The following is a 17,347-nucleotide window of genomic DNA, read 5'->3' as shown; positions in this document are numbered from 1 at the left end:
CAAGAGTCCACCCGCAGGGGAACCTTGAGCGGGACAGCGAGTCACGCCAAACCGAGGCATTCTGTAATTGGGTGGTGGACTGCGTTGTATGTTCTGCTCGCGTAGTGTTGTTGGATGCGATCCAACCACGGAATGTTCAGCTGGAAAATGACACGCTTTCTCTTTTCCCTTGGTAGTTTCGTCGCCATGGCTGGAATTCTCCGAATCCTGACGTCGGGCTCGTGGGGGTACATCTGGTTTATCCTGCTCGGGTTTGCTCTCGTAGTCCTGTCCACGCGTGGTCCATGGGATAGCGAAGCAAGCGGCCGCAATCGTTCAGTTTTGGGGTTTCGAGTTCGTCAATAGCAAGTCCGTAGTGACATGCTGACTGCAAGCCACGGTTTAGCCTCGATAGTCCGCAACCGGAACCCTTTCCGGGGCATCCGGGTGAGGCTTTTTTTAGCGGCCTTCATACGGGCATGAGCACTGCCGGTTGGCCCCATGAACATGCGCAAACAGCAGGCCGGCTGGGACCGTACGGCGGTGGCTGTCAGCCGGCACGATTATTAGCGCCTTGGTTGCCAGAGGTCCAGGTCCAGCCAGTTCCGAGGGAATCCCATGCCCACCTCCGGGGAGACGAGCATGGACCCGTCTGGTGCCTCGAGCTCGACGTTGAGCTTTTTGACTTGAGTCTTGAAAGTCATATTCCAGCCCGATCCGCTTGAATGAGACATGAGCATGAACGCAAGCGTAGCTGCGTAAATGTACAGCCTTTGGTTCGGCTTGGGTGTGGCCGTGAAATCCGGCGCGATCAAGTGCGCAAGTGAGGTGCCCACAGTTTCGTGCGCTCGGATTGAGAGCGACCGTTTGAAGGCTCGATTGTACAGACGGGAGCCGTGGGCACATGTGTTGCGGAAATCGACCATCATGCGGAGCACGGCTCCGAATGGACGCGGGTGTGCGAATCCGAACATACGTGCCACCTCACGAGCACCTGGTGTCTGCATCAGCTCGAACAAGTATGGGAATTTTCCGAAGCTCAGCACTTCAGTCAGGGCCCAAATCGGCATTGGCTGATTCGGATACTTCAGCAAATGATGCGCGATGAAGTCCTCGTCTTCTGAACCGGACCGCACCGCCTCCCGGCATGTTTCCATCCATGCATCGAATTTGGTCTGCTCGCCGCTGGGTTTCCCGCAGGCGTCTGCGTCGAGACAACGGATAAGCGAATGGGCGGCGACGTCCTTTGCTGCCAGGGTGTGGGCGATTGCAGCCCTCAGCCGAACCTCGAAGTCCAGAAGCCCCTCCAAACAGACCCGCGACAACTTGAAGTCGAATGCCTCCAGCTGCATCACGTGCTCGATACTCGCGCCGGGGATGTACTGGTCTTGGCGGTACTGCCGCAGGCGCTCGTTCACCTTGTCGGATGGGAGCAACTGTCGAAAGACGTATCGGTATGCCCCGGAACGGAAGTACCCTACGCGGGTCAGGAAATTAAGTGCCTCGACTCGGTCAGGAATGGCGAGTCCGTCGGCTTCGAGTTGTCGAAGTAGCTCGTCGCGTTCCTTGAATTCCTTTGTATACTCCACGCATCACCGCTTGTCGCCCAATGAAAATCGCCCCCTTGAGCCGAGGCTCAGAGGGGGGCGATGTCTGATAACTACAAGCTAGCACACTTCGCTGACAGGGGCCGGGCCGCATTGCCTGGCAACTGGGGCTAACGTTTCTGACGCACACAAGGGCCCAGTCCTTACAGCTTGTGGATGGTCGCTTCGCCAATCACCGCCCGCCGGAGGAACCTTATACGGGTCATGGAGACTTTGCTGAATGTCGCCTTGCTACCGGATGCAGGAAAAGGCTAGAGAGGTGTCTGCCTGTGCGAGTGGTCCCGTTCGTTGAACCACTCGCACAGGCAAGTTTTTTGTGTACCGCGTTGGCAAACGCTGCTTAGGGCAAGGAGTTAACCACGGTGGTGCGGATGGTTGTCCAGCCGATCGTTGCCCCGGCCGGTACCGAGCCCATGGCTTCAAGAGCGACCTGTCGTTCTCCAATTAACTGGCCCGTGGCAGGGTCTATGATGACGTCTTGGCGAATGTTTGATGCGCCTTCAACCCGGCCGATTGCCACCCCGCTTTGGCCGTCCAATGTGGCTTGGTTGTCGGTGACGGAAACCCCTGGAATGAGTGCTGCGGCCTGGTAAAGTGCCGCACGTAAATCGGCAGGTACTAGGCCCGTGCGTAGCAGGTCAGCAATCCAGACTAGTGCTTCACCGTCAAGGGACTGGCCGGCACCAAGGGTCTTTAGATAGATGCCGTTGAGCAGCATGCGCGGGTCCCTGGAGTATCCGGCCAGTTCCTTTTCAGTGGGAAAAGTGCTGGGCGACCCGTAAAAGGCGCCGTTGGCTGCCCTGAGGTGCTCGGAGGTGTCACCGATGTCCTTCGCTTGCTCCAAGGCAGTTTCCTTGGCCTGCGCGCTAAAGAATGTGGTAGGTACGCGACCCGAGCGGTCCCAGACCCATTCCTGGTCGCGGTCTGCGGGCACGTAGAAGGACATCTTTTCGGTATCAAGCCATTCAACTGTGGTGTTGGAACCGACGCTCCCCGAGGCATCCTGCACACCGTAGGTACTCATCCACAGATTGGTACTGTCGATCTTCAAATACTGGCCCGGTCCCACAACGGGATCCACAGTTTTGATGGACATAGACGCCGCGTTGTTCAGAACTTCGGCTGCCTCGGCGCTGGCAGCTCCCCGCCAGCCTGCCAAACCAATCACGTTCCCACCCACCAGAGCCGTGACAAGTCCGAGCGTTGCTGTTGTCATTAGGGTGATGCGCAAGGCCTTCCGGGGACGGCGTTTGCTTTTCTTGACACCCCCAGGGGCGATGCGATGGAGCAGCTGATGACGGCCGCTGTCGATCACTGAATCCTTGACGATTGGAATGTCGTTACGCATTTCACGCAGTAGCTTGAGCTCGTCCATGCTCTGCCTCCTCGGTGTCGTTTCGGAAAGGGCCGGCGGCGTCCTTTAGGATGCGGCGGGCCCGGTTGAGTCGTGACCTCACAGTGCCGATCGGCACCTTGGTTGCCTCGGCAATGCCCTCATAGCTCAGCTCCGCCCAGGCGAAGAGAAGGATGCATTCCCTATCAGCTGCAGAGAGTGCGCGCAGCGCACCGGCCATGGCCGAGGCGGCTACCGCAGCGTCCAGCCGCTCGGCAATCCTGTCAGTGCTGTCCGCATAGGAATCACGGCCCGAAGACTTCGCCAAGACCTTCAGCATTTTTGCCTCGGTCCTGTGATGCTTGCGCAGCAGGTTCGTTGCGATGCCAAATAGCCAGGGCCTGGCATCGTTCCTTGCTTGGTCGAAGGAGTCCCGCCGTTCAAAGGCGACGAGGAAGGTTTCGGCCATAACGTCTTCGGCTGCCGATTCACCGGCGCGGCGGGCGGCGTACCTGTGGATCATGCGTGCGTATTTGTCGTAGAGCTCGGTGAAGGCCTGAGGGCTCTCACGGGATCTGCGAATGATGTCGGCGTCTGTAGTCACACTATCTATTGCCCGTTGGGAGGAAAATAGTTCACGGAGAAATGGAAACCTTCAGAATATGTCTAGGAAACGGATGGACAGGCCGCCGAATCGATATTAGGTGGGTGGGCGCTGGGACGAAAGCGCACTAGCCCCGGTCGCGCTTCAACCCTAGCAAAGAGGCCATTCCCAAGATTCCTAACCACTGTCATCATCTCCGTCGGCACAAACTCAGTACTTAGCTGAGCAGTCGTCCGTACCCGTGGGAGGACACCTCGATGGCAACTAAAATGCCATCCATGACCGTAAGGCGTGTTTCACACATACGTTTAAAGTTGTCCCGCAAGCCGGTCGATCAGAGGCCGGCCGGATCACCGGAGGCAACAGTAGTTTTGGGATCTGTTGGGCTGTCCGCTGCGGAACCCTCTGCGGGAAGGATATGTGGTCGGGTAAGTGACTATGGTGTGCAACCGTTGCCGTGCGATTTCATTGAACTGGGGGTTCCGTCGGCTTCCACGGGGAAGCTGTACGTGACTTTGTTGGTGGCGGTGTCGATGATGATGATTGAATTCTTGGGCCAGGCCGGATCCGGGGGGACCGTGTACTTGATGTGGGTGCTCTTTGTGGTGCGGTTGAACCCGTCTATGACTGTGTTGGTTCTGGTGTTGATTTGGACTGTTTCGTTGGGTAGCCCGGTGACGTCGCCGTCTTCGGGCGTGCTGTTCCACCAGCCGATGTAGCCATTGATCGTTGTCTGCTCGACCGAGTCGCAGGTGGGGTTGCCGGCGGGATCAACGGCGAAGCTTTCAAGGATTCGGTTGCGTGCCGGGTCGAGCACGAGGATGACGTTGGCGGCCCATTTGCTGCTTCTCAAGAATTCAAGGTTCGCTTTAGTAAGTTTCGGTGGGTTGCCCACGCGTTGGATGACTGTGTTCGTGCTCGTGCTGAAAATAGCAAGATTTGTGGGTTGGCCGGGCAATGGCTTTTCATCCCACCAGCCATGGTAGATGCCGTTGGTTGTCACGGAAAAGCGTTCCGCCGTGGTGAGTCGTTGTACGCCGGAGACGTTCAACGGCGTGAGTTTTTGCGTGGCGCAGCCGGTCAGCAAGGTGAGGGCGACGGCGATTGCTGCCAGCATGCGCACCGCCCGGGCGCGTCGTGACCGGGGATGAACCACACATGTGCGGACCGTCATTCGTTGCGTCCTGACTGGTAGGGCGATGAGCACAGTTCAGGTGCGTCTCGGTCGGGTAGGTAGGGGCGATAGAGGAGCACGATGCCGTCATCTTGGTGGACGATCCGGAATCCGTAGTTTTCCTTGAACCGTAGGGCGTCGAATGGGGTGAAGTTGCCATCGCCGCCGCCCCCGGTGTCGGTCTGGGCGAAGTCGATGACGGCCCAGTTGGCGTAGTCCACCTGCCGGCCGAGCAGCCCCACATTGGTCCGGTTGGTCAGGTGTGGGACGAGCCTGTCGTCGGCTTCCACGCAGACGCCTGAGGGGATCATGTTGACCACTCGTTGTTGGGCTGCCATGTGTGCGGTGTGTTCCCAGGTTTTGCCCGTTACCAGGTTATGGATGGGAAAGAGCCCAGGGATGAAGGCGATACCAACCGCGACGGACATGGTGAAGGCGGCCGGCGCCCACACTTTTGCTGCCTGAATGCGAGGAAACCGTTTCACGAGTTTCGAGAGGACATCCACGGCGGCTAGGACCAGGATCGGGGCGAGGATGGCGTTGTATTGGAACGCCGTGGACCAGGTCCCCGGCCGGTCACTGAGGAGCCGGCTGGCGAGGATGGGGGCCGCGAGCAGTACGTACGGGGATGCCAACGGAAGTAACCACAAAGGAAAGAACAAGGCAGCCCAGAGGAACTGCTTGGTGCCGTTATCGAACAGGATGGCCGCGGTCTTGAGCGGGTGGGCCGCCATGAACGCTATCGCCGATCCCATGGTGGGCCCCAAGGTTGTGTATTCCCAGTATCCAAAGCTGCCGGACTTGTTGAAGTGAGGGATGAATCGTCCGGTAGTGAAAAGGTAGCCCGCTGCCCCGGTCGCCAACAGTGCCAGGGCAAGCTTCCATCGGCGACGCAGGGCTATGATCAGGGCGATGGCCATGACCATGAACCCCATGTCTTCCCGCACCCCGAGAAGGATGACGGAGAGCACACCCACGGCTATGTACCGGTTTCGATCCAGGGCAAGGATGATCCAGGCCATCAGCGGGACGCCGAACGCTATCTCGTGGAAGTCAAAGTTCACTAGGGACTGGATCGGCCACCAGAACACGTACCCGGCCGATACTGCAAGAGAAGCCCAAGGCCCCAGCCTGGCCCGGCAAAACAAATACACGGGATAGATCGACGAGGCCACTAAGACGGCCAGTGCTATGCCGAGCATGCGTGGGTCATTCCAGAGCCAATACAAGGGGCCCAGGATGGCGATGATGGGGTGGAAGTGATCGCCGAGAATGTTGTAGGTCAGGCCCTTGATCTCACTGTAGGGGCCCATGAATGCCGAATACTGCCGCACCACCTGATCGAAAATGCCCAGGTCATACCCGGAAGAGCGGAAAGTGCTGTAGCGGAGCATCGACAACGTTGAATACGTGAGTGTAGCAAGGAACGCCAGTATGCTCACCGCGCGAAGTTCTCCGCGGAAAGGTGTTCCTACTCGGGCCACAATACGTCGCCACCACGACTGAACCACAGCCAACGAATCTTGCGGACCGTCCAACACTTCCACTGCCATACATTCCCCTTAAGCCAGCTGCCAAGTCTACGGGCGAAGGCTTGTCATCTCTTTGCGATAGTTGAAGATCAGCTAACCGATTCCTTGGACTGGCAGTGTAATTTCAGGGTAAGCGGACACAGCAAGGTACCAGCATTCCTCAGGGGAACCCGCTACGGGACGTTGCCAGGACCTATATATCCCGTCGTCAGCTTGTTACCTTTAGCTATGAATGGAGACAAGTTGCGGCAGTCATCAGTCGTACAGGTGCGGGCGTTCAGGAATAATCGTTTCGTTTTAGCGGCAAGCTTCTTTATCTCCTCCTTTGTGCTCTTTGAACGAGACTCTTCTATCAAAACGTGGGTAGCTGTCGCTGCGCTGGCCCTTGGTAGCTTCTGCGTTTATCAAGCAATTCGGGCTTGGATGGAACTCAAAAGTCGGGAAGGAGACAGTCCAGCAGGCCAAGAGCACACCACCAATGAGCCGTGAGGAGCAACCAGCGAAGTTTCTCTCCTATGCCGGAGATGGAACGTTCCGCGGGACACGTTTCGTTGTTTTCCTTGGCAGTTAGTTTCTTAGCTGCGACAGAGCTCGGGCGGATGGGTTAATCCACTGTGTTGTTGCCCGGATTTTGACACCGCTGACCATGGCAAGAACCGGTGATGACCGACAGCAGGGTGTTTCCAATAATGGGGTCCGCCAGGAATGACCGTAGGAATTGGGCTGGGTAAGGTGCTACGACGGGACATCGGCGTAGCGATGGACACTGACGTTTCCAGTTGGAATGTCGGCGCGGCTCCGCGATGGAGCGAAACTTGCGGCTAAGAGATAACGATTATGGATCCCAACCATGAGGCGAAGGACAGGACGGCGCGTTCATGCGCCCATCGGGTGGCCTCGAATTTACCACCGTCGCAGTCGATTTCTGCTCGCCGGTTCCAACCCCAATCCCTACCTGGCAGAACCAGATGACTGTACTTTTGTCTGGCAGATTTGAGCTCATTTCCATGGTCGGAACTCGCATGTTGCGGGTTAATACTGTCGCCGGGGGTGATAGCTTTACCGAAAGCGACGGTAAGACTGGTAGGGAACGGCGGATTGAGTCACCCCATTCCTGGGCTTGGTTGTTGCGTCGGTGGTGCAGTTTGGAGGCTCGGCTTGGATGGAGCCACGATCGCATCGAACAGATCGGAGAGTCAATGTGAGTTATGACCTTGCTGTATGGGAGGGTGAAATGCCCAACTCGGACTACGAATTGAATGCCGCCTTGGAAATGAACATGGCAATTCTCAATCTCGAACCTGCTCCAGAACCAACAACGAGAATCCGAACGTACGTCGAAGCGTTATTGGCCAGATGGCCCGACCTGGATTTCGACAACGAGGACGAGGACGAGGACGAAACACCATGGGCCGACGGGCCCATGATGAACAATGCTGCAGGACCTATCATCTATTTCGCCATGGTCTACAGCAAGGCCGAAGAAGCAGCCGAGTTTGCCGCGCAACTTGCCAGTGAACATGGCCTGGTGTGCTTTGATCCGCAGTTGGAGGCCCTTCGAAATTAGCAAAGACCTTACCAGTGCTGGGTCGGCAAGCTAGTCTGGCAACCAACCACTTTGGTTCTATGGTGAGTGTCAATGGCAGAACGGCAGACGGCACGTCAAACTATGGCAGGGCAGCCGATTCGGCGATACGCCGTTTTAGAGCTGAGGCGAAGGCCCGGTAGTCGTTATAGGCCGCGTTTTCTTGACTCCCGATTTCGGTGAGCTGGGCCTCCATGGCGCTTAGGGCTTCCTCATTACGGTTGAGAAGCCACAACGCGACAGGCGCACGGAACACTGTCTGCCATCTGTGGCCTTCCTTCGCCACTAGCGCCTGAGCCATGGCCTCAAGAGTCGCCCTCTCGCGCATGTAAGGCAAACCATACGACTCTAGGCTGGCGAGAATGTCTGCGATGACAGCAGCATTCTTCTCGGGGTTTTCACGCGTCAGGATCCAGTCCATTCGATGTTCGATTGGAACCAAATACCGGAGCGGTTCTGACACAGTTGCCGGCATGTACTGACTGTACTTTCGGCCAGTAATGTCGGCCACGCTGCGTTCCAGCGACTGAATGCGCACACCACATATTGGGTTCATGTTCAACTCACCAGGTCCTCCGGCACGGCTTGCGTAGTTCAGTCCGAGAATGCCGAGAACATCGTCGTCGAGGACTATAGTGAAAATCCCATCGGCGCGCTTCTTAAATCCGGCGCCCACCAGAGCATCACAAAGTGCCACCTCCCCTGGATGTGTTCGAGAGCTCATCACTTACTTAACCACACTTCCTAGTTCGGTATCGCCGTTCGGGCCGCCCTTGGATTTGAAAACACCACAACCGCCAAGAAGCTAATCGCCTGATCACACTGTACGACCAGAGTTCGCCGCTCTGCAGCAGAGTCGGGAAATTCTCCTAAATTCCATAGCCGAAAAGAACGAGTTCTCCTTGTATTTAGAATTCTCGCATCCTTCGAAAGGGGTGCACCGTATAGACGCAGTGGAACCGTCCCGCAAGCCGGTCGGACACCGGCCCGTGGAATCATGCGGGCGCTGGAGCTGAAAAGTCTCTCCCTGGCAGTTCCAGAGGGGAACCATCTGCGGGACAGTGCGCTCGAATGCAATATTTTGAGGGCCCTGAGATTCCGATAGCTGTCGCTGGAGGTCAGATGAAGCGGCGGTCTAGGCGAGTGATCGAATGGGCTAATCAGAGAGAGCGCAGTCTTCCCCGTCTATTACCATTCGCAGCGTGGGCGACTCTGAGGTCAGCTCTGTCTTAGCTTTGCACCCTGACGTTGCCTCGACTGAGATCCAACCAAAGGGGATACCTTCGACGCCGTAAGTAGAGCCCACTGCGACTTCTTGCGCATCGGCTAAGTCTCCATCAGGGCCAATGATTTTCACCTCGTAAGAGCCACCTTGAGCTCCGGGCCGCATAGCGCGAACTTCGACTTCAACGCTTCCGGATTGCGGGCCGGAGGTACAGCCAGTCATGGCAACGACGACCAAGAATGCAGCCGCGACACGAGTCAGATATTTACCGCTCATAGCCTCAGTGTGTCACATGTCACCGCGCTGCCTTGGCTGGCGGAGAAATCGGCAGGCAGAACGAATGGCCAGTGAAGGAACCCTGACCGGAACCTACAGTCCGACCGGAGAAGGGAAGTTCTTCTTCATCATGATGGCCGCGTTCGCCGAACTCGAACGCGACATGATCCGAGAACGCACCATGGCCGGCCTCGCAGCCGCCCGCGCCCAAGGCCGCACCGGCGGCCGACCCACCGTCATGAATACCGATACCCTCGCAGCCGCCCAGGCCAGAGCCGGCAACGGGGAAAGCCCCACCCAAATCGCCAAGGCACTGGGCGTCTCCCGCGCATCCGTCTACCGCCACCTGCCAACCAGCAATCCCTGAACCATGCCGCAAGAACAAAATCCTTAGCGCCAACCACTGTTCCGCTGCAGGCCAGACCCCATAGTGGCGGACACTGGGGAATCCGGGCCCGCGTGACTCGGCGGCCGGATGAGTAGACCGGCGGGCAGCAGCAGCGCTTCCGTGTCGTTCCCTGGAACAGAGCCCGCCTCGCTAGCGCCAAAGCAAAAGGTCGTGGGCGTAAGGGCCCCATCTGCTTGACCAACCGCCTCGCACTGATCGATCATGAGGACAAGTCAGCTGAGATCTGTACAGCCTCCCAGGCACACGCTGCGGCAAGAACAACGAATGCCAACACGACGCCCAGGTTGCGCTCCGTGATGGTTGACCTGTCCTTTACAAGCCTGACTCGTTCCGTGGTCCCGTGAATCGCCCACCATCGTCTGATACGCCATCTGCCAATCGAGGTCGTGGCTGCAACCGCAAGGACGTAGGCCATGATCTCGTAGGCTCCAGAACTACCGAGAATGGCCAGTGAAGGCGGCATCCTCACTGGCATGGGGATAGTGAAGGAGTTGGTCCCGACCGCCACGGCAAAAATAACCCCAACCAGCACTACGCTTACGTAGCCAAAAGGGTAGCCGCGCTTGGTGATGATTAGATTACCGGACACCATGAAGACAGCAGCAAGCGCCAGGTTGAGGCTAAGGATTCGTATCCATTCCAGCCACACGCTGCCTCCTGCCAGGCCAGTCCCCGCGAGGGCGTGTGCGCCGGTGCGACCCATCAACAACCCCTCCGGCAACAGCCAATAGCTCGCGCCCCACACAGCGACGAACGCAACCGCGACGACTGCGAGCAGCGACAAGAAGCGAACAATCAACCTGTCGTACGTGAGATAGCGTCTGAGCATGGCCAACTTTCCCGACTCTGTCGACCGAGAGTTGAGGCGCGTCGGCTGCCCCAACTCTTCTTGCCACTCTAATCGCCAGATCACCGGGCAAGGCACACACAACCCCCAAAATTGCACTCATTCAACCGCACAAGTCGAGTGAACCATATTCCTGGTGAAGGACCATCACCCTCAAACGGGCCGGTACTCACACTCTGTGGCGTGCCACGAGGCCCGCGGTGAATGCATCCGGCCCCAGTTTTTTTGCAGACTAGTTCTGAAAACTACTGGTTACGCATAGACAATGCTGCCCGTCGACGTGTCACGACCGCCGACACCACAGCCGTGCGATCGATCCTGCTACTAAGCCGAGTGCAGCGCCAATGGCGATGCCCAGCGCGAGGCCTTGTGCTCCGGCGATAGCGGCTCCGATCGCGATCCCCACCAATGCGCCCACACTTATACCGATGCCGGGCAGCGATTCAATGAAGCTTCGGTGTTTTCGGTTGCTTCCTTTATCGGCCATGGACCGATCCTACATGCGGTACTGCACAAATTTTGACGAGATACCGACCAGCTTCGTTGGCGTACTCAGAGGATGAATACCACGAGCAGCAGCGGGTACGTGATGAGCAGACTTTTACCGGTAAAGGTATAAACGGTTCCCATGACCAGGGACAGAGCGACGCCATAGATCCCAGTACCCGCATCCTGAGTGAGGAAGTGGACAAGACCCCAGGTCATCGCCAGCATAATGCCGCCCCACGGCACCCACTGTCGTCGGAACCAGCGGTCGCCCGCTCGCTGACCAAATCCAATGATCAAAACTATGACGGCTACTTCGGCACAGTAGTACGCAACTTGCACAAGCCAGGCCGCTGTCCCCGCGTGGCCGAAGCGTTCCGAAAACGCAGTGTGCTCTGCAACTGGCGGAAACACACCTCCCTGAAGCACCCATTGCGCGGCCAGTGTGGCAACTACGAGAACGGTAACAACCAGCCCCCGCAGGGTGCTGGTCCGCGGTGCTGCCTTACCGCGCAACGTGAAATCGGTTCGACGAAGGGCCCACGCCGTCAAACCGATCACACCAACAACCCAGATGACGATAGTGAGAGCCCAGTGCACAATCTGCGCAAGGAAACTAGCTGGCGGTAACCCGAGCACTGGTTCAACAGCGAGGAGCACTATCTCGAACCCGACGAGAGCGAAGGCGTACAGCGCAAGATAAAGATACGAGTGCGGCGGCGTCAGCGTGCCTCTCTTTGCGGTGCCGGACAGTCCGTCTCGACCCACGGCGATCAGTTCCCCACTCGCGAAAAGCACCGGCAACGCACACTACTGTGGCCCAAAATTTGGGAAAGTGCAGATGGTTCGCAGCGAACGAGATGACAACTGATCGACGCTGATGTGGTGAGCTCCGGGCGGCGAATGCAGCCGGAGGAACTGCGAACAGCTGTCATGAACTCCTCGATGCCTCTTCCATTGGGATGCCGCCAAGAACGCCCACTAGATGAGTAATTCCAAGGTGGGCGGCGTGGCGTAGGGGTCTTTGGGGCAAGGGTGTTCAGAATCGGAATCAGTCACGTTTGATCGTGGTTTCTTTCCGGTTTGGTCCTCGTTTGGACAGAATCACTCCGAAAACGAAGAACATCACCAGCCATATTAACAGCCCTGCCGCGAGAAAAACTCCGATTACTGCGAGATATGCGAGAGGACTGGCGAGGGTGAACCAGCCGCTCAAAAACATTGCCGGTAGTACGGTGAAGAGCATGATCACGAAATGAATTGCTGATTGGAAGGACAGCTTCCACCGATCAACTTGGTAGATCACCGATGTGCCGCCTGTGGCCGCGGCGATCACGCCGACCGCGAATGTGCTTCGCGCGGTGGCCGAGTCCCCTTCAGCAAGCAGCGCAACTCCCATTACCCCGAGGACGACAAGTGGCACACCAGCCAGAATGAGTCCGAGGTGAAGGGTAGACATAGCGCCAACGTATCACGGAGCGCCAGACCACTCCCGATGTCACCCTCGGCTACCTAGACTCTTCTATGTCCGTCAAGCCGTTTTTGTTGCTTTTGCTGATGCATTGAGTGCGCGGTAAATACGGCGGGCCAGGTAGCGCTTGATACAGCGGCGGATTTCCTTGTCGGTGCGCCCTTCGGTTCGTCGTTTTCCACGTATTCATGAGTCTTGGTGTCATGGGTCATCCTGACGAGCGCGACCATGTGCAGGGCACTGTTCAGTGATCGGTCACTGCCCCAGTTGAGTCGGTGCCCGACCGTGTTCCCGGAGTAGGCCCGGCACTCCTGAAGGTGTCGCCAGGGACAATCGAAGGTTCGGTTGGGGTATATCCCAACGAGGCGTCCGATGTAGTGGCGGAATCCGTCAGATTAGAATCCTTTTCACGTTTCTTGGACACCCAAGCCCGTGAACCCAAGAACCCAACCTCACACAACCCCAGACCCAGATATTCCCCAGAAGTAAGCGGAATTTCTCACTAGATTGCCCCTAGTGACAGCCATAGGAGAACTGGGCCATAGAAGCAAGTTGAGCCAGGGAACCGCGGGACTATCCCTTGCCATTGGAAACTGCCCAGAGCCTGTCCGTTGAGGGAACCTCCTGCGGGACGGTCTAGGCTTCGCTTTTCATCGCTGGCTATATACCAACAGGGTTTCTAGCCGGGTGTTTTGTTCCCGGCTCAGGATTGCTCATTCCGGGAGGGTATCGAGGGCTGCGGTGAGCTGTTCCTCTGGTGGGAGTATCGCACGATCCTCGTTGGTGAGCTGATCATAGGTGTAAGCGGCCACAGCCATGGGCGAGGTGGAACGTCCAAGGGCGTATCGAACGGTGTGATCGTTCTTGCTGCCGCAGATGAGAATTCCGACTGTCGGCGCGTGAGCTTGGCGTCGTAGTTTGTCATCGACCAACGCGACATAGAAATTCAGCTTCCCAGCGAATTCGGGTTGGAACTTCCCCGTTTTTAGTTCGATGACGAAGTAGCGCAGCTGCTCGACATGGAAGAACAAGAGATCAATGTAAAGGTCGTCTCCGTCCACTTCCATATGAACTTGGCGACCGACAAAGGCGAATCCTGGGCCCAATTCCCGCAGTGTCTCCACGATACGGTCCATGAGCGCCTGTTCCAGGTCTCTTTCTGCCACCTCGCCCGAGAGCCCCAGAAACTCAAAGGCATAAGGGTCCTTGGCCACTTGTTGCGCCAGCTCCGAGTCCATGGCAGCCAAATGCTGCCTGAAGTTAGACGGCGCAGTCCCCGTGCGTTCCATGGAACGATTCATCATCATGTTCAGCAGGACATTGCGGGACCATCCGAATTCCACGGCGGCGGCATACCAATCACGCGCTTGAGGGGTTTCTGCCTTGTCAAGAATGGTGCGGATATGTCCCCACGGCAATTGCGCCACAAGCTGTGGCACATTTGACTCAGGTCCCCAAGCGCTGGCCATCGTCCGCATGTACTGCAGGTTGCGTTGGGAAAAACCCTTCATCAGCGGAAACTCGGTACCTAGGTCCTCAGCCAAACGGCGGATGACGCCGGCACCCCATCCTTGGTTGTCTTGATGCGCAAGTATTTGCTGCCCAATGCCCCAGTACAGGCTAATGAGTTCCGTATTGACTCTGCGCTGGGCAGTAATCCTTGCTTCACGAACCCGATCCTTCAACGAAGCCAGCACCTGGGCATAGTCGTCGGGAAGAGGGGAAAGGTCTCCGGATGTCATCAATCAAGACTACCCAACGCCTCTTGACCAAACATTCACTTATTCCCAACCCACCTCCAGTATGTTCTGGCAGTCAAACTTCTAGGCGTGGAGGCCAGCCGCGGTCATGCCCACTGGGGAACCTTGACCGCCCGGCGCCTAGTCCGCAGGACAACATTTGCCCATGGTCACGCCTTCGCAGATCGTACGGAGTTTCTGGCTTATCTGTTTGATTGCCACTTCTTGTAAGAGTTGGGCAGCAAGATTGCCACCATGACGACTATGGCGATGCCTGGCACCAGTGCCCACGGGTCGGGATTGCCCTCGGACCCAAAAATAACGAGAAGCAGACTAACGATTCCGAGCACTAAAAGTACGATGTGAATCCAGAACATGGCTCGCCACAATCGCACGTCGCTTTGTCGGCTGGCTGCTTCCCAATCCACCATGACCCCACCCTAGAACGGCAGCAAGAATTTGGGTAGCAGCGAAGTGCGTCCCGCGCCGGGTGTCCCGTATAGAAATTGGCGAACTGTCTCGTTAGCCGGTCGGACACCGGCCCGTGGAATCATGCGGGCGCTGGAGCTGAAAAGTCGTGCCAAGGCAATTCCAGAGGGGAACGGGATACGGGACCGCTTACTGAAATTTGGCGCTTATCGGGCCTGAGGTCCTCAGGAACCGAGGTGCTGCACGTTCTGCTACTGGCGATCCCATCCGTTAATGCGCGTTGAGTATGCCCAAAGTTTTGGATATCTAAGTAATTAAAACGCAGCCGGATGGTTATTTGTAGACTTCGCGGCGGTGGGCCACTCGAACCACGGTAACGAGGAGAAGGTTGTCGACAACTTCGTAGAGTATCCGGTAGTCACCAACGCGGATCCGCCAAGCAGTACTTTCGCCGGCCAGCTTTTTACAACCAGCAGGGCGGGGGTCCTGCCCAAGTTCGGCGATGCCGGACAGGATGCGGCGTCGGATTCCGGGGTCAAGCTTTCTGAGTTCTTTCGCGGCCGCGGTGGTGAATTCAATGCGGTAAGAACTCACGCGTCTAGCTCAGCACGCAGTTCACTCAGGCTGACGCGCTCACCGTCATCAGCCAACTTAGCCGCCCGGTATTCAGCGACATCACGGAACATTTCCAGTTGCTCCAGCAGTTCAAAGTCATCGGGGCCAATAAGCACAGCCGCCGGCTTGCCGTTCTTCGTAATCTGCACGCGTTCATGCCCGTAGCTAGCACGGCCCACAGCATCAGCGAGACCATCGCGAAGTGCCCGAATTGTGACGGATGAAGTAATCGTGTTCATGTAACCACAGTAGCACTTGTGTACACATTTGACACGACGATTCTTTCACCCAAAGTCGGCTCCATCTCCCCTTGTCTCCGGCAATTCCAGAGGGGAACGTTCACTGGGACGGGCCGGTCATAATTCGAAGGTTTGGTCGTTGCGGTTGATATTCATAGGGTGACTGCGCAGTGCATGGCGAACTCGACCACGGTGATTTGTTCCTAGCATTCGTGGCTGTTTGATTGCTTTCCTGCGGACCGTAAAGGCCGTTGCGCCGGGGTGGGTTGCCTCGCCGTGACCGCCCCGGTCATCAAACGCCACGAGTCATGATTCCCGTCGGGTTATGCTGTGCATGCATCCGAGATTTGGAAGATGCCTGTTGCGGCTTACGCCGATACTTGGGGGTTCGTATGGAATTGGATTGGGTCGACAAGTCACAGAAGTCCGGACGGCAGGCGATTCCTGTTGCACTTGCCGTGTTGGTAGGGTTCTGTGGGATCGGATTACCGCTCACAGATGCAATGTACGTGCCCGCCTTCATAGCCGCAATTGTTTTCGCCGTCGCGACTCCATTGACTTTGCTGGTGGCGGCGCCCAGGGGACTGTTTAAAAAGAACAGGGCATTTCGTTGGCTGTCCATTCTCTGCGCATTCTTTGCGGCATGTGTTGTTGTGACAAGTGGATTTTTGATGTCATACGGGAGCCCTGCGGGGGCAACTGCTGATATTGGTGGCTTTGGGATGTGGTTGCTGTCGACGATAGCTCTAGTGACAATCACCAGTTGTGCGGTCAGAGTTTGGCGTGTGGAGTATGCGCAAGTACCGACAACGTTGCGTGGCATTCAGCGGCAGGAGCGGCGGGAACGTCGGGCAAAACACAGCTAGATACTCAGGTGGTGCCAACCAGCTTCGGCATGGCTTTGGCCAGCCTATGAGTCCGTCCGGAAGCGGAACCTTCTGCGGGGCAGTGGCGGAAGTTGGCATGCGTTTCCTCGCATGCCTAAACGTAAACCGGTGGACGCTGCCGTGCGATACTGGCGAAGTGCTGAACGATTACTGGCCTCTCGCCCACTTGAAGCTGGCAACCAAGCGTTTGGAACTCCGCGTTCCAAACGATGAGGAGTTATCCGAGTTCGCTCAGGTCGCGGCCAACGGCGTACACGAGCCTGGTGAGCAGCCTTTTCTGACACCATGGACAGACCTTCCTCCTCGTGAGCGGGCACTTCACGTGATGCAACAGCACTGGAGCCGCCGGGCGCGTGGTGTGCGGAGGCTTGGGCATTGGAAATGGGCGTATTCCGAGGAGACCAGCCAGTAGGCATGGTCACGCTGAAGGCACGCAATTTTCCTGTACTGCGTGAAGTAAAAACCGAATCGTGGCTTGGCCTTGAATTTCAGCGGCAGGGTATTGGTACTGAGGCCCGGACGGCCTTGCTGGGTCTTGCTTTTGAGGAACTGGGAGCCGTCACCGCGCTGACCGAGGTGTTCCAGGACAATGTTGGTTCGCAAGGCGTCTCGCGTCGGCTCGGATACCTTCACGATGGCATCTCGCGGGACGTTCTCGCCGGGCGAGCCGTAGTCTCCGACCGTCTTCGCCTCGATGCTTCAGATTGGGTACCGACCGACCCCGCGGATCTGGTCGTTACCGGCCTGGCAAAAGCCCGTCCATTCTTCAACGTCTAGAAAGCAATTCCGCGCGACGCCGCCCGTAGGTGGAACCACCACCGGAACGCGAAGCGGCATCGGGATCGCTACCCCTTCCCGTGGCCCGAGAATGAGCTCGCGCTTTGTCGGGCAGCTGGCAGTACGAATGCGA

At 57.4% G+C, this 17,347-nt stretch carries 19 protein-coding genes and 1 pseudogene; 4 read left to right on the top strand and 16 right to left on the bottom strand.

The genetic code is table 11. The features are described from left to right. Positions 1 to 545: 545 nt before the first annotated feature. From CVS29_RS17035 to CVS29_RS17015, 5 genes are all read right to left on the bottom strand, one after another. Entirely contained in the window at positions 546 to 1,568 is a 1,023-nt protein-coding gene (locus CVS29_RS17035; RefSeq protein ID WP_110107693.1) for an Abi family protein, read from the bottom strand. Between the two features lie 358 nt (positions 1,569 to 1,926). Beyond that, on the bottom strand, positions 1,927 to 2,961 hold the full coding sequence (locus CVS29_RS17030; protein WP_110107691.1) for a CU044_5270 family protein: 1,035 nt from the start codon (positions 2,959 to 2,961) through the stop codon (positions 1,927 to 1,929). Beyond that, on the bottom strand, positions 2,936 to 3,523 hold the full coding sequence (locus CVS29_RS17025) for an RNA polymerase sigma factor (protein WP_245932313.1): 588 nt from the start codon (positions 3,521 to 3,523) through the stop codon (positions 2,936 to 2,938). Before CVS29_RS17025 ends, CVS29_RS17030 begins: the two co-directional genes overlap by 26 nt. Before the next feature lie 436 nt (positions 3,524 to 3,959). Further along, entirely contained in the window at positions 3,960 to 4,697 is a 738-nt protein-coding gene (locus CVS29_RS17020) for a hypothetical protein (protein ID WP_110107689.1), read from the bottom strand. Continuing rightward, positions 4,694 to 6,250: a DUF2079 domain-containing protein gene (locus CVS29_RS17015; RefSeq protein ID WP_110107688.1), complete on the bottom strand. Its 1,557-nt coding sequence runs from the start codon at positions 6,248 to 6,250 to the stop codon at positions 4,694 to 4,696. The genes CVS29_RS17020 and CVS29_RS17015 overlap by 4 nt, the downstream gene beginning before the upstream one ends. Before the next feature lie 1,213 nt (positions 6,251 to 7,463). Between CVS29_RS17015 and CVS29_RS17010 the strand changes: the two genes are divergently transcribed. Further along, a complete protein-coding gene (locus CVS29_RS17010; protein ID WP_211315170.1) occupies positions 7,464 to 7,796 on the top strand; it encodes a hypothetical protein in 333 nt (110 codons plus the stop codon). A gap of 100 nt (positions 7,797 to 7,896) precedes the next feature. Here the strand turns inward: CVS29_RS17010 and CVS29_RS17005 are convergent, their stop codons facing one another. Then, a complete protein-coding gene (locus CVS29_RS17005; protein WP_110107684.1) occupies positions 7,897 to 8,538 on the bottom strand; it encodes a hypothetical protein in 642 nt (213 codons plus the stop codon). 432 nt (positions 8,539 to 8,970) lie between these two features. Further along, positions 8,971 to 9,315 carry a hypothetical protein gene (locus CVS29_RS17000; RefSeq protein ID WP_110107682.1) on the bottom strand — a complete coding sequence of 115 codons (345 nt, stop codon included), beginning with the start codon at positions 9,313 to 9,315 and terminating at the stop codon, positions 8,971 to 8,973. A gap of 64 nt (positions 9,316 to 9,379) precedes the next feature. On the opposite strand from CVS29_RS17000, the gene CVS29_RS19125 reads away from it, so the two are divergent. Beyond that, positions 9,380 to 9,682 (top strand): recombinase family protein, encoded by a 303-nt coding sequence (locus CVS29_RS19125; protein ID WP_281268053.1) that lies wholly within the window; start codon positions 9,380 to 9,382, stop codon positions 9,680 to 9,682. A gap of 241 nt (positions 9,683 to 9,923) precedes the next feature. Here CVS29_RS19125 and CVS29_RS16990 read toward each other — a convergent pair whose 3' ends face one another. From CVS29_RS16990 to CVS29_RS16950, 9 genes and pseudogenes are all read right to left on the bottom strand, one after another. Further along, positions 9,924 to 10,553: a hypothetical protein gene (locus tag CVS29_RS16990; protein ID WP_146213099.1), complete on the bottom strand. Its 630-nt coding sequence runs from the start codon at positions 10,551 to 10,553 to the stop codon at positions 9,924 to 9,926. A 301-nt stretch (positions 10,554 to 10,854) separates the two neighbouring features. Continuing rightward, entirely contained in the window at positions 10,855 to 11,058 is a 204-nt protein-coding gene (locus CVS29_RS16985) for a hypothetical protein (protein ID WP_110107679.1), read from the bottom strand. Between the two features lie 65 nt (positions 11,059 to 11,123). Next, positions 11,124 to 11,855, bottom strand: a complete 732-nt coding sequence (locus CVS29_RS16980) for a hypothetical protein (RefSeq protein WP_110107677.1) — start codon at positions 11,853 to 11,855, stop codon at positions 11,124 to 11,126. Between the two features lie 253 nt (positions 11,856 to 12,108). Then, the gene (locus tag CVS29_RS16975; protein ID WP_110107675.1) at positions 12,109 to 12,516 is read right to left on the bottom strand and encodes a DUF3021 domain-containing protein; all 408 of its coding nucleotides are present in this window, start codon (positions 12,514 to 12,516) and stop codon (positions 12,109 to 12,111) included. A gap of 72 nt (positions 12,517 to 12,588) precedes the next feature. Next, a pseudogene (locus CVS29_RS16970) lies at positions 12,589 to 12,830 on the bottom strand (IS110 family transposase); the annotation flags it as partial. Between the two features lie 411 nt (positions 12,831 to 13,241). After that, a complete protein-coding gene (locus CVS29_RS16965; RefSeq protein ID WP_110107673.1) occupies positions 13,242 to 14,270 on the bottom strand; it encodes a PDDEXK nuclease domain-containing protein in 1,029 nt (342 codons plus the stop codon). A gap of 200 nt (positions 14,271 to 14,470) precedes the next feature. Further along, entirely contained in the window at positions 14,471 to 14,698 is a 228-nt protein-coding gene (locus tag CVS29_RS16960) for a hypothetical protein (protein WP_110107671.1), read from the bottom strand. 331 nt (positions 14,699 to 15,029) lie between these two features. After that, the gene (locus tag CVS29_RS16955; RefSeq protein WP_110107669.1) at positions 15,030 to 15,290 is read right to left on the bottom strand and encodes a type II toxin-antitoxin system RelE family toxin; all 261 of its coding nucleotides are present in this window, start codon (positions 15,288 to 15,290) and stop codon (positions 15,030 to 15,032) included. Further along, on the bottom strand, positions 15,287 to 15,550 hold the full coding sequence (locus CVS29_RS16950; protein ID WP_110107668.1) for a type II toxin-antitoxin system Phd/YefM family antitoxin: 264 nt from the start codon (positions 15,548 to 15,550) through the stop codon (positions 15,287 to 15,289). The genes CVS29_RS16955 and CVS29_RS16950 overlap by 4 nt, the downstream gene beginning before the upstream one ends. Before the next feature lie 392 nt (positions 15,551 to 15,942). Here CVS29_RS16950 and CVS29_RS16945 point away from each other — a divergent pair, with 392 nt between their 5' ends. Both CVS29_RS16945 and CVS29_RS18725 read left to right on the top strand, forming a co-directional pair. Then, positions 15,943 to 16,416, top strand: coding sequence for a hypothetical protein (locus tag CVS29_RS16945; protein WP_110107665.1), 474 nt, complete (start codon positions 15,943 to 15,945; stop codon positions 16,414 to 16,416). A gap of 402 nt (positions 16,417 to 16,818) precedes the next feature. Further along, a complete protein-coding gene (locus CVS29_RS18725) occupies positions 16,819 to 17,214 on the top strand; it encodes a GNAT family N-acetyltransferase (protein WP_211315169.1) in 396 nt (131 codons plus the stop codon). Positions 17,215 to 17,347 lie beyond the last annotated feature (133 nt).

It is taken from the genome of Arthrobacter psychrochitiniphilus (assembly GCF_003185915.1).
Lineage (GTDB): Bacteria > Actinomycetota > Actinomycetes > Actinomycetales > Micrococcaceae > Specibacter > Specibacter psychrochitiniphilus.
Note: the sequence above shows the minus strand (reverse complement) of the source record. Positions and strands in the feature narration are given on the sequence as shown.

Coding starts and splice junctions, on each gene's coding strand:
- CVS29_RS17030 (WP_110107691.1), bottom strand. CDS start 2,961: ATGGACGAGCTCAAGCTACTGCGTGAAATGCGTAACGACATTCCAATC.
- CVS29_RS17020 (WP_110107689.1), bottom strand. CDS start 4,697: ATGACGGTCCGCACATGTGTGGTTCATCCCCGGTCACGACGCGCCCGG.
- CVS29_RS17015 (WP_110107688.1), bottom strand. CDS start 6,250: ATGGCAGTGGAAGTGTTGGACGGTCCGCAAGATTCGTTGGCTGTGGTT.
- CVS29_RS17010 (WP_211315170.1), top strand. CDS start 7,464: ATGCCCAACTCGGACTACGAATTGAATGCCGCCTTGGAAATGAACATG.
- CVS29_RS17005 (WP_110107684.1), bottom strand. CDS start 8,538: ATGAGCTCTCGAACACATCCAGGGGAGGTGGCACTTTGTGATGCTCTG.
- CVS29_RS17000 (WP_110107682.1), bottom strand. CDS start 9,315: ATGAGCGGTAAATATCTGACTCGTGTCGCGGCTGCATTCTTGGTCGTC.
- CVS29_RS19125 (WP_281268053.1), top strand. CDS start 9,380: ATGGCCAGTGAAGGAACCCTGACCGGAACCTACAGTCCGACCGGAGAA.
- CVS29_RS16990 (WP_146213099.1), bottom strand. CDS start 10,553: ATGCTCAGACGCTATCTCACGTACGACAGGTTGATTGTTCGCTTCTTG.
- CVS29_RS16985 (WP_110107679.1), bottom strand. CDS start 11,058: ATGGCCGATAAAGGAAGCAACCGAAAACACCGAAGCTTCATTGAATCG.
- CVS29_RS16975 (WP_110107675.1), bottom strand. CDS start 12,516: ATGTCTACCCTTCACCTCGGACTCATTCTGGCTGGTGTGCCACTTGTC.
- CVS29_RS16965 (WP_110107673.1), bottom strand. CDS start 14,270: ATGACATCCGGAGACCTTTCCCCTCTTCCCGACGACTATGCCCAGGTG.
- CVS29_RS16960 (WP_110107671.1), bottom strand. CDS start 14,698: ATGGTGGATTGGGAAGCAGCCAGCCGACAAAGCGACGTGCGATTGTGG.
- CVS29_RS16950 (WP_110107668.1), bottom strand. CDS start 15,550: ATGAACACGATTACTTCATCCGTCACAATTCGGGCACTTCGCGATGGT.
- CVS29_RS16945 (WP_110107665.1), top strand. CDS start 15,943: ATGGAATTGGATTGGGTCGACAAGTCACAGAAGTCCGGACGGCAGGCG.
- CVS29_RS18725 (WP_211315169.1), top strand. CDS start 16,819: ATGGGCGTATTCCGAGGAGACCAGCCAGTAGGCATGGTCACGCTGAAG.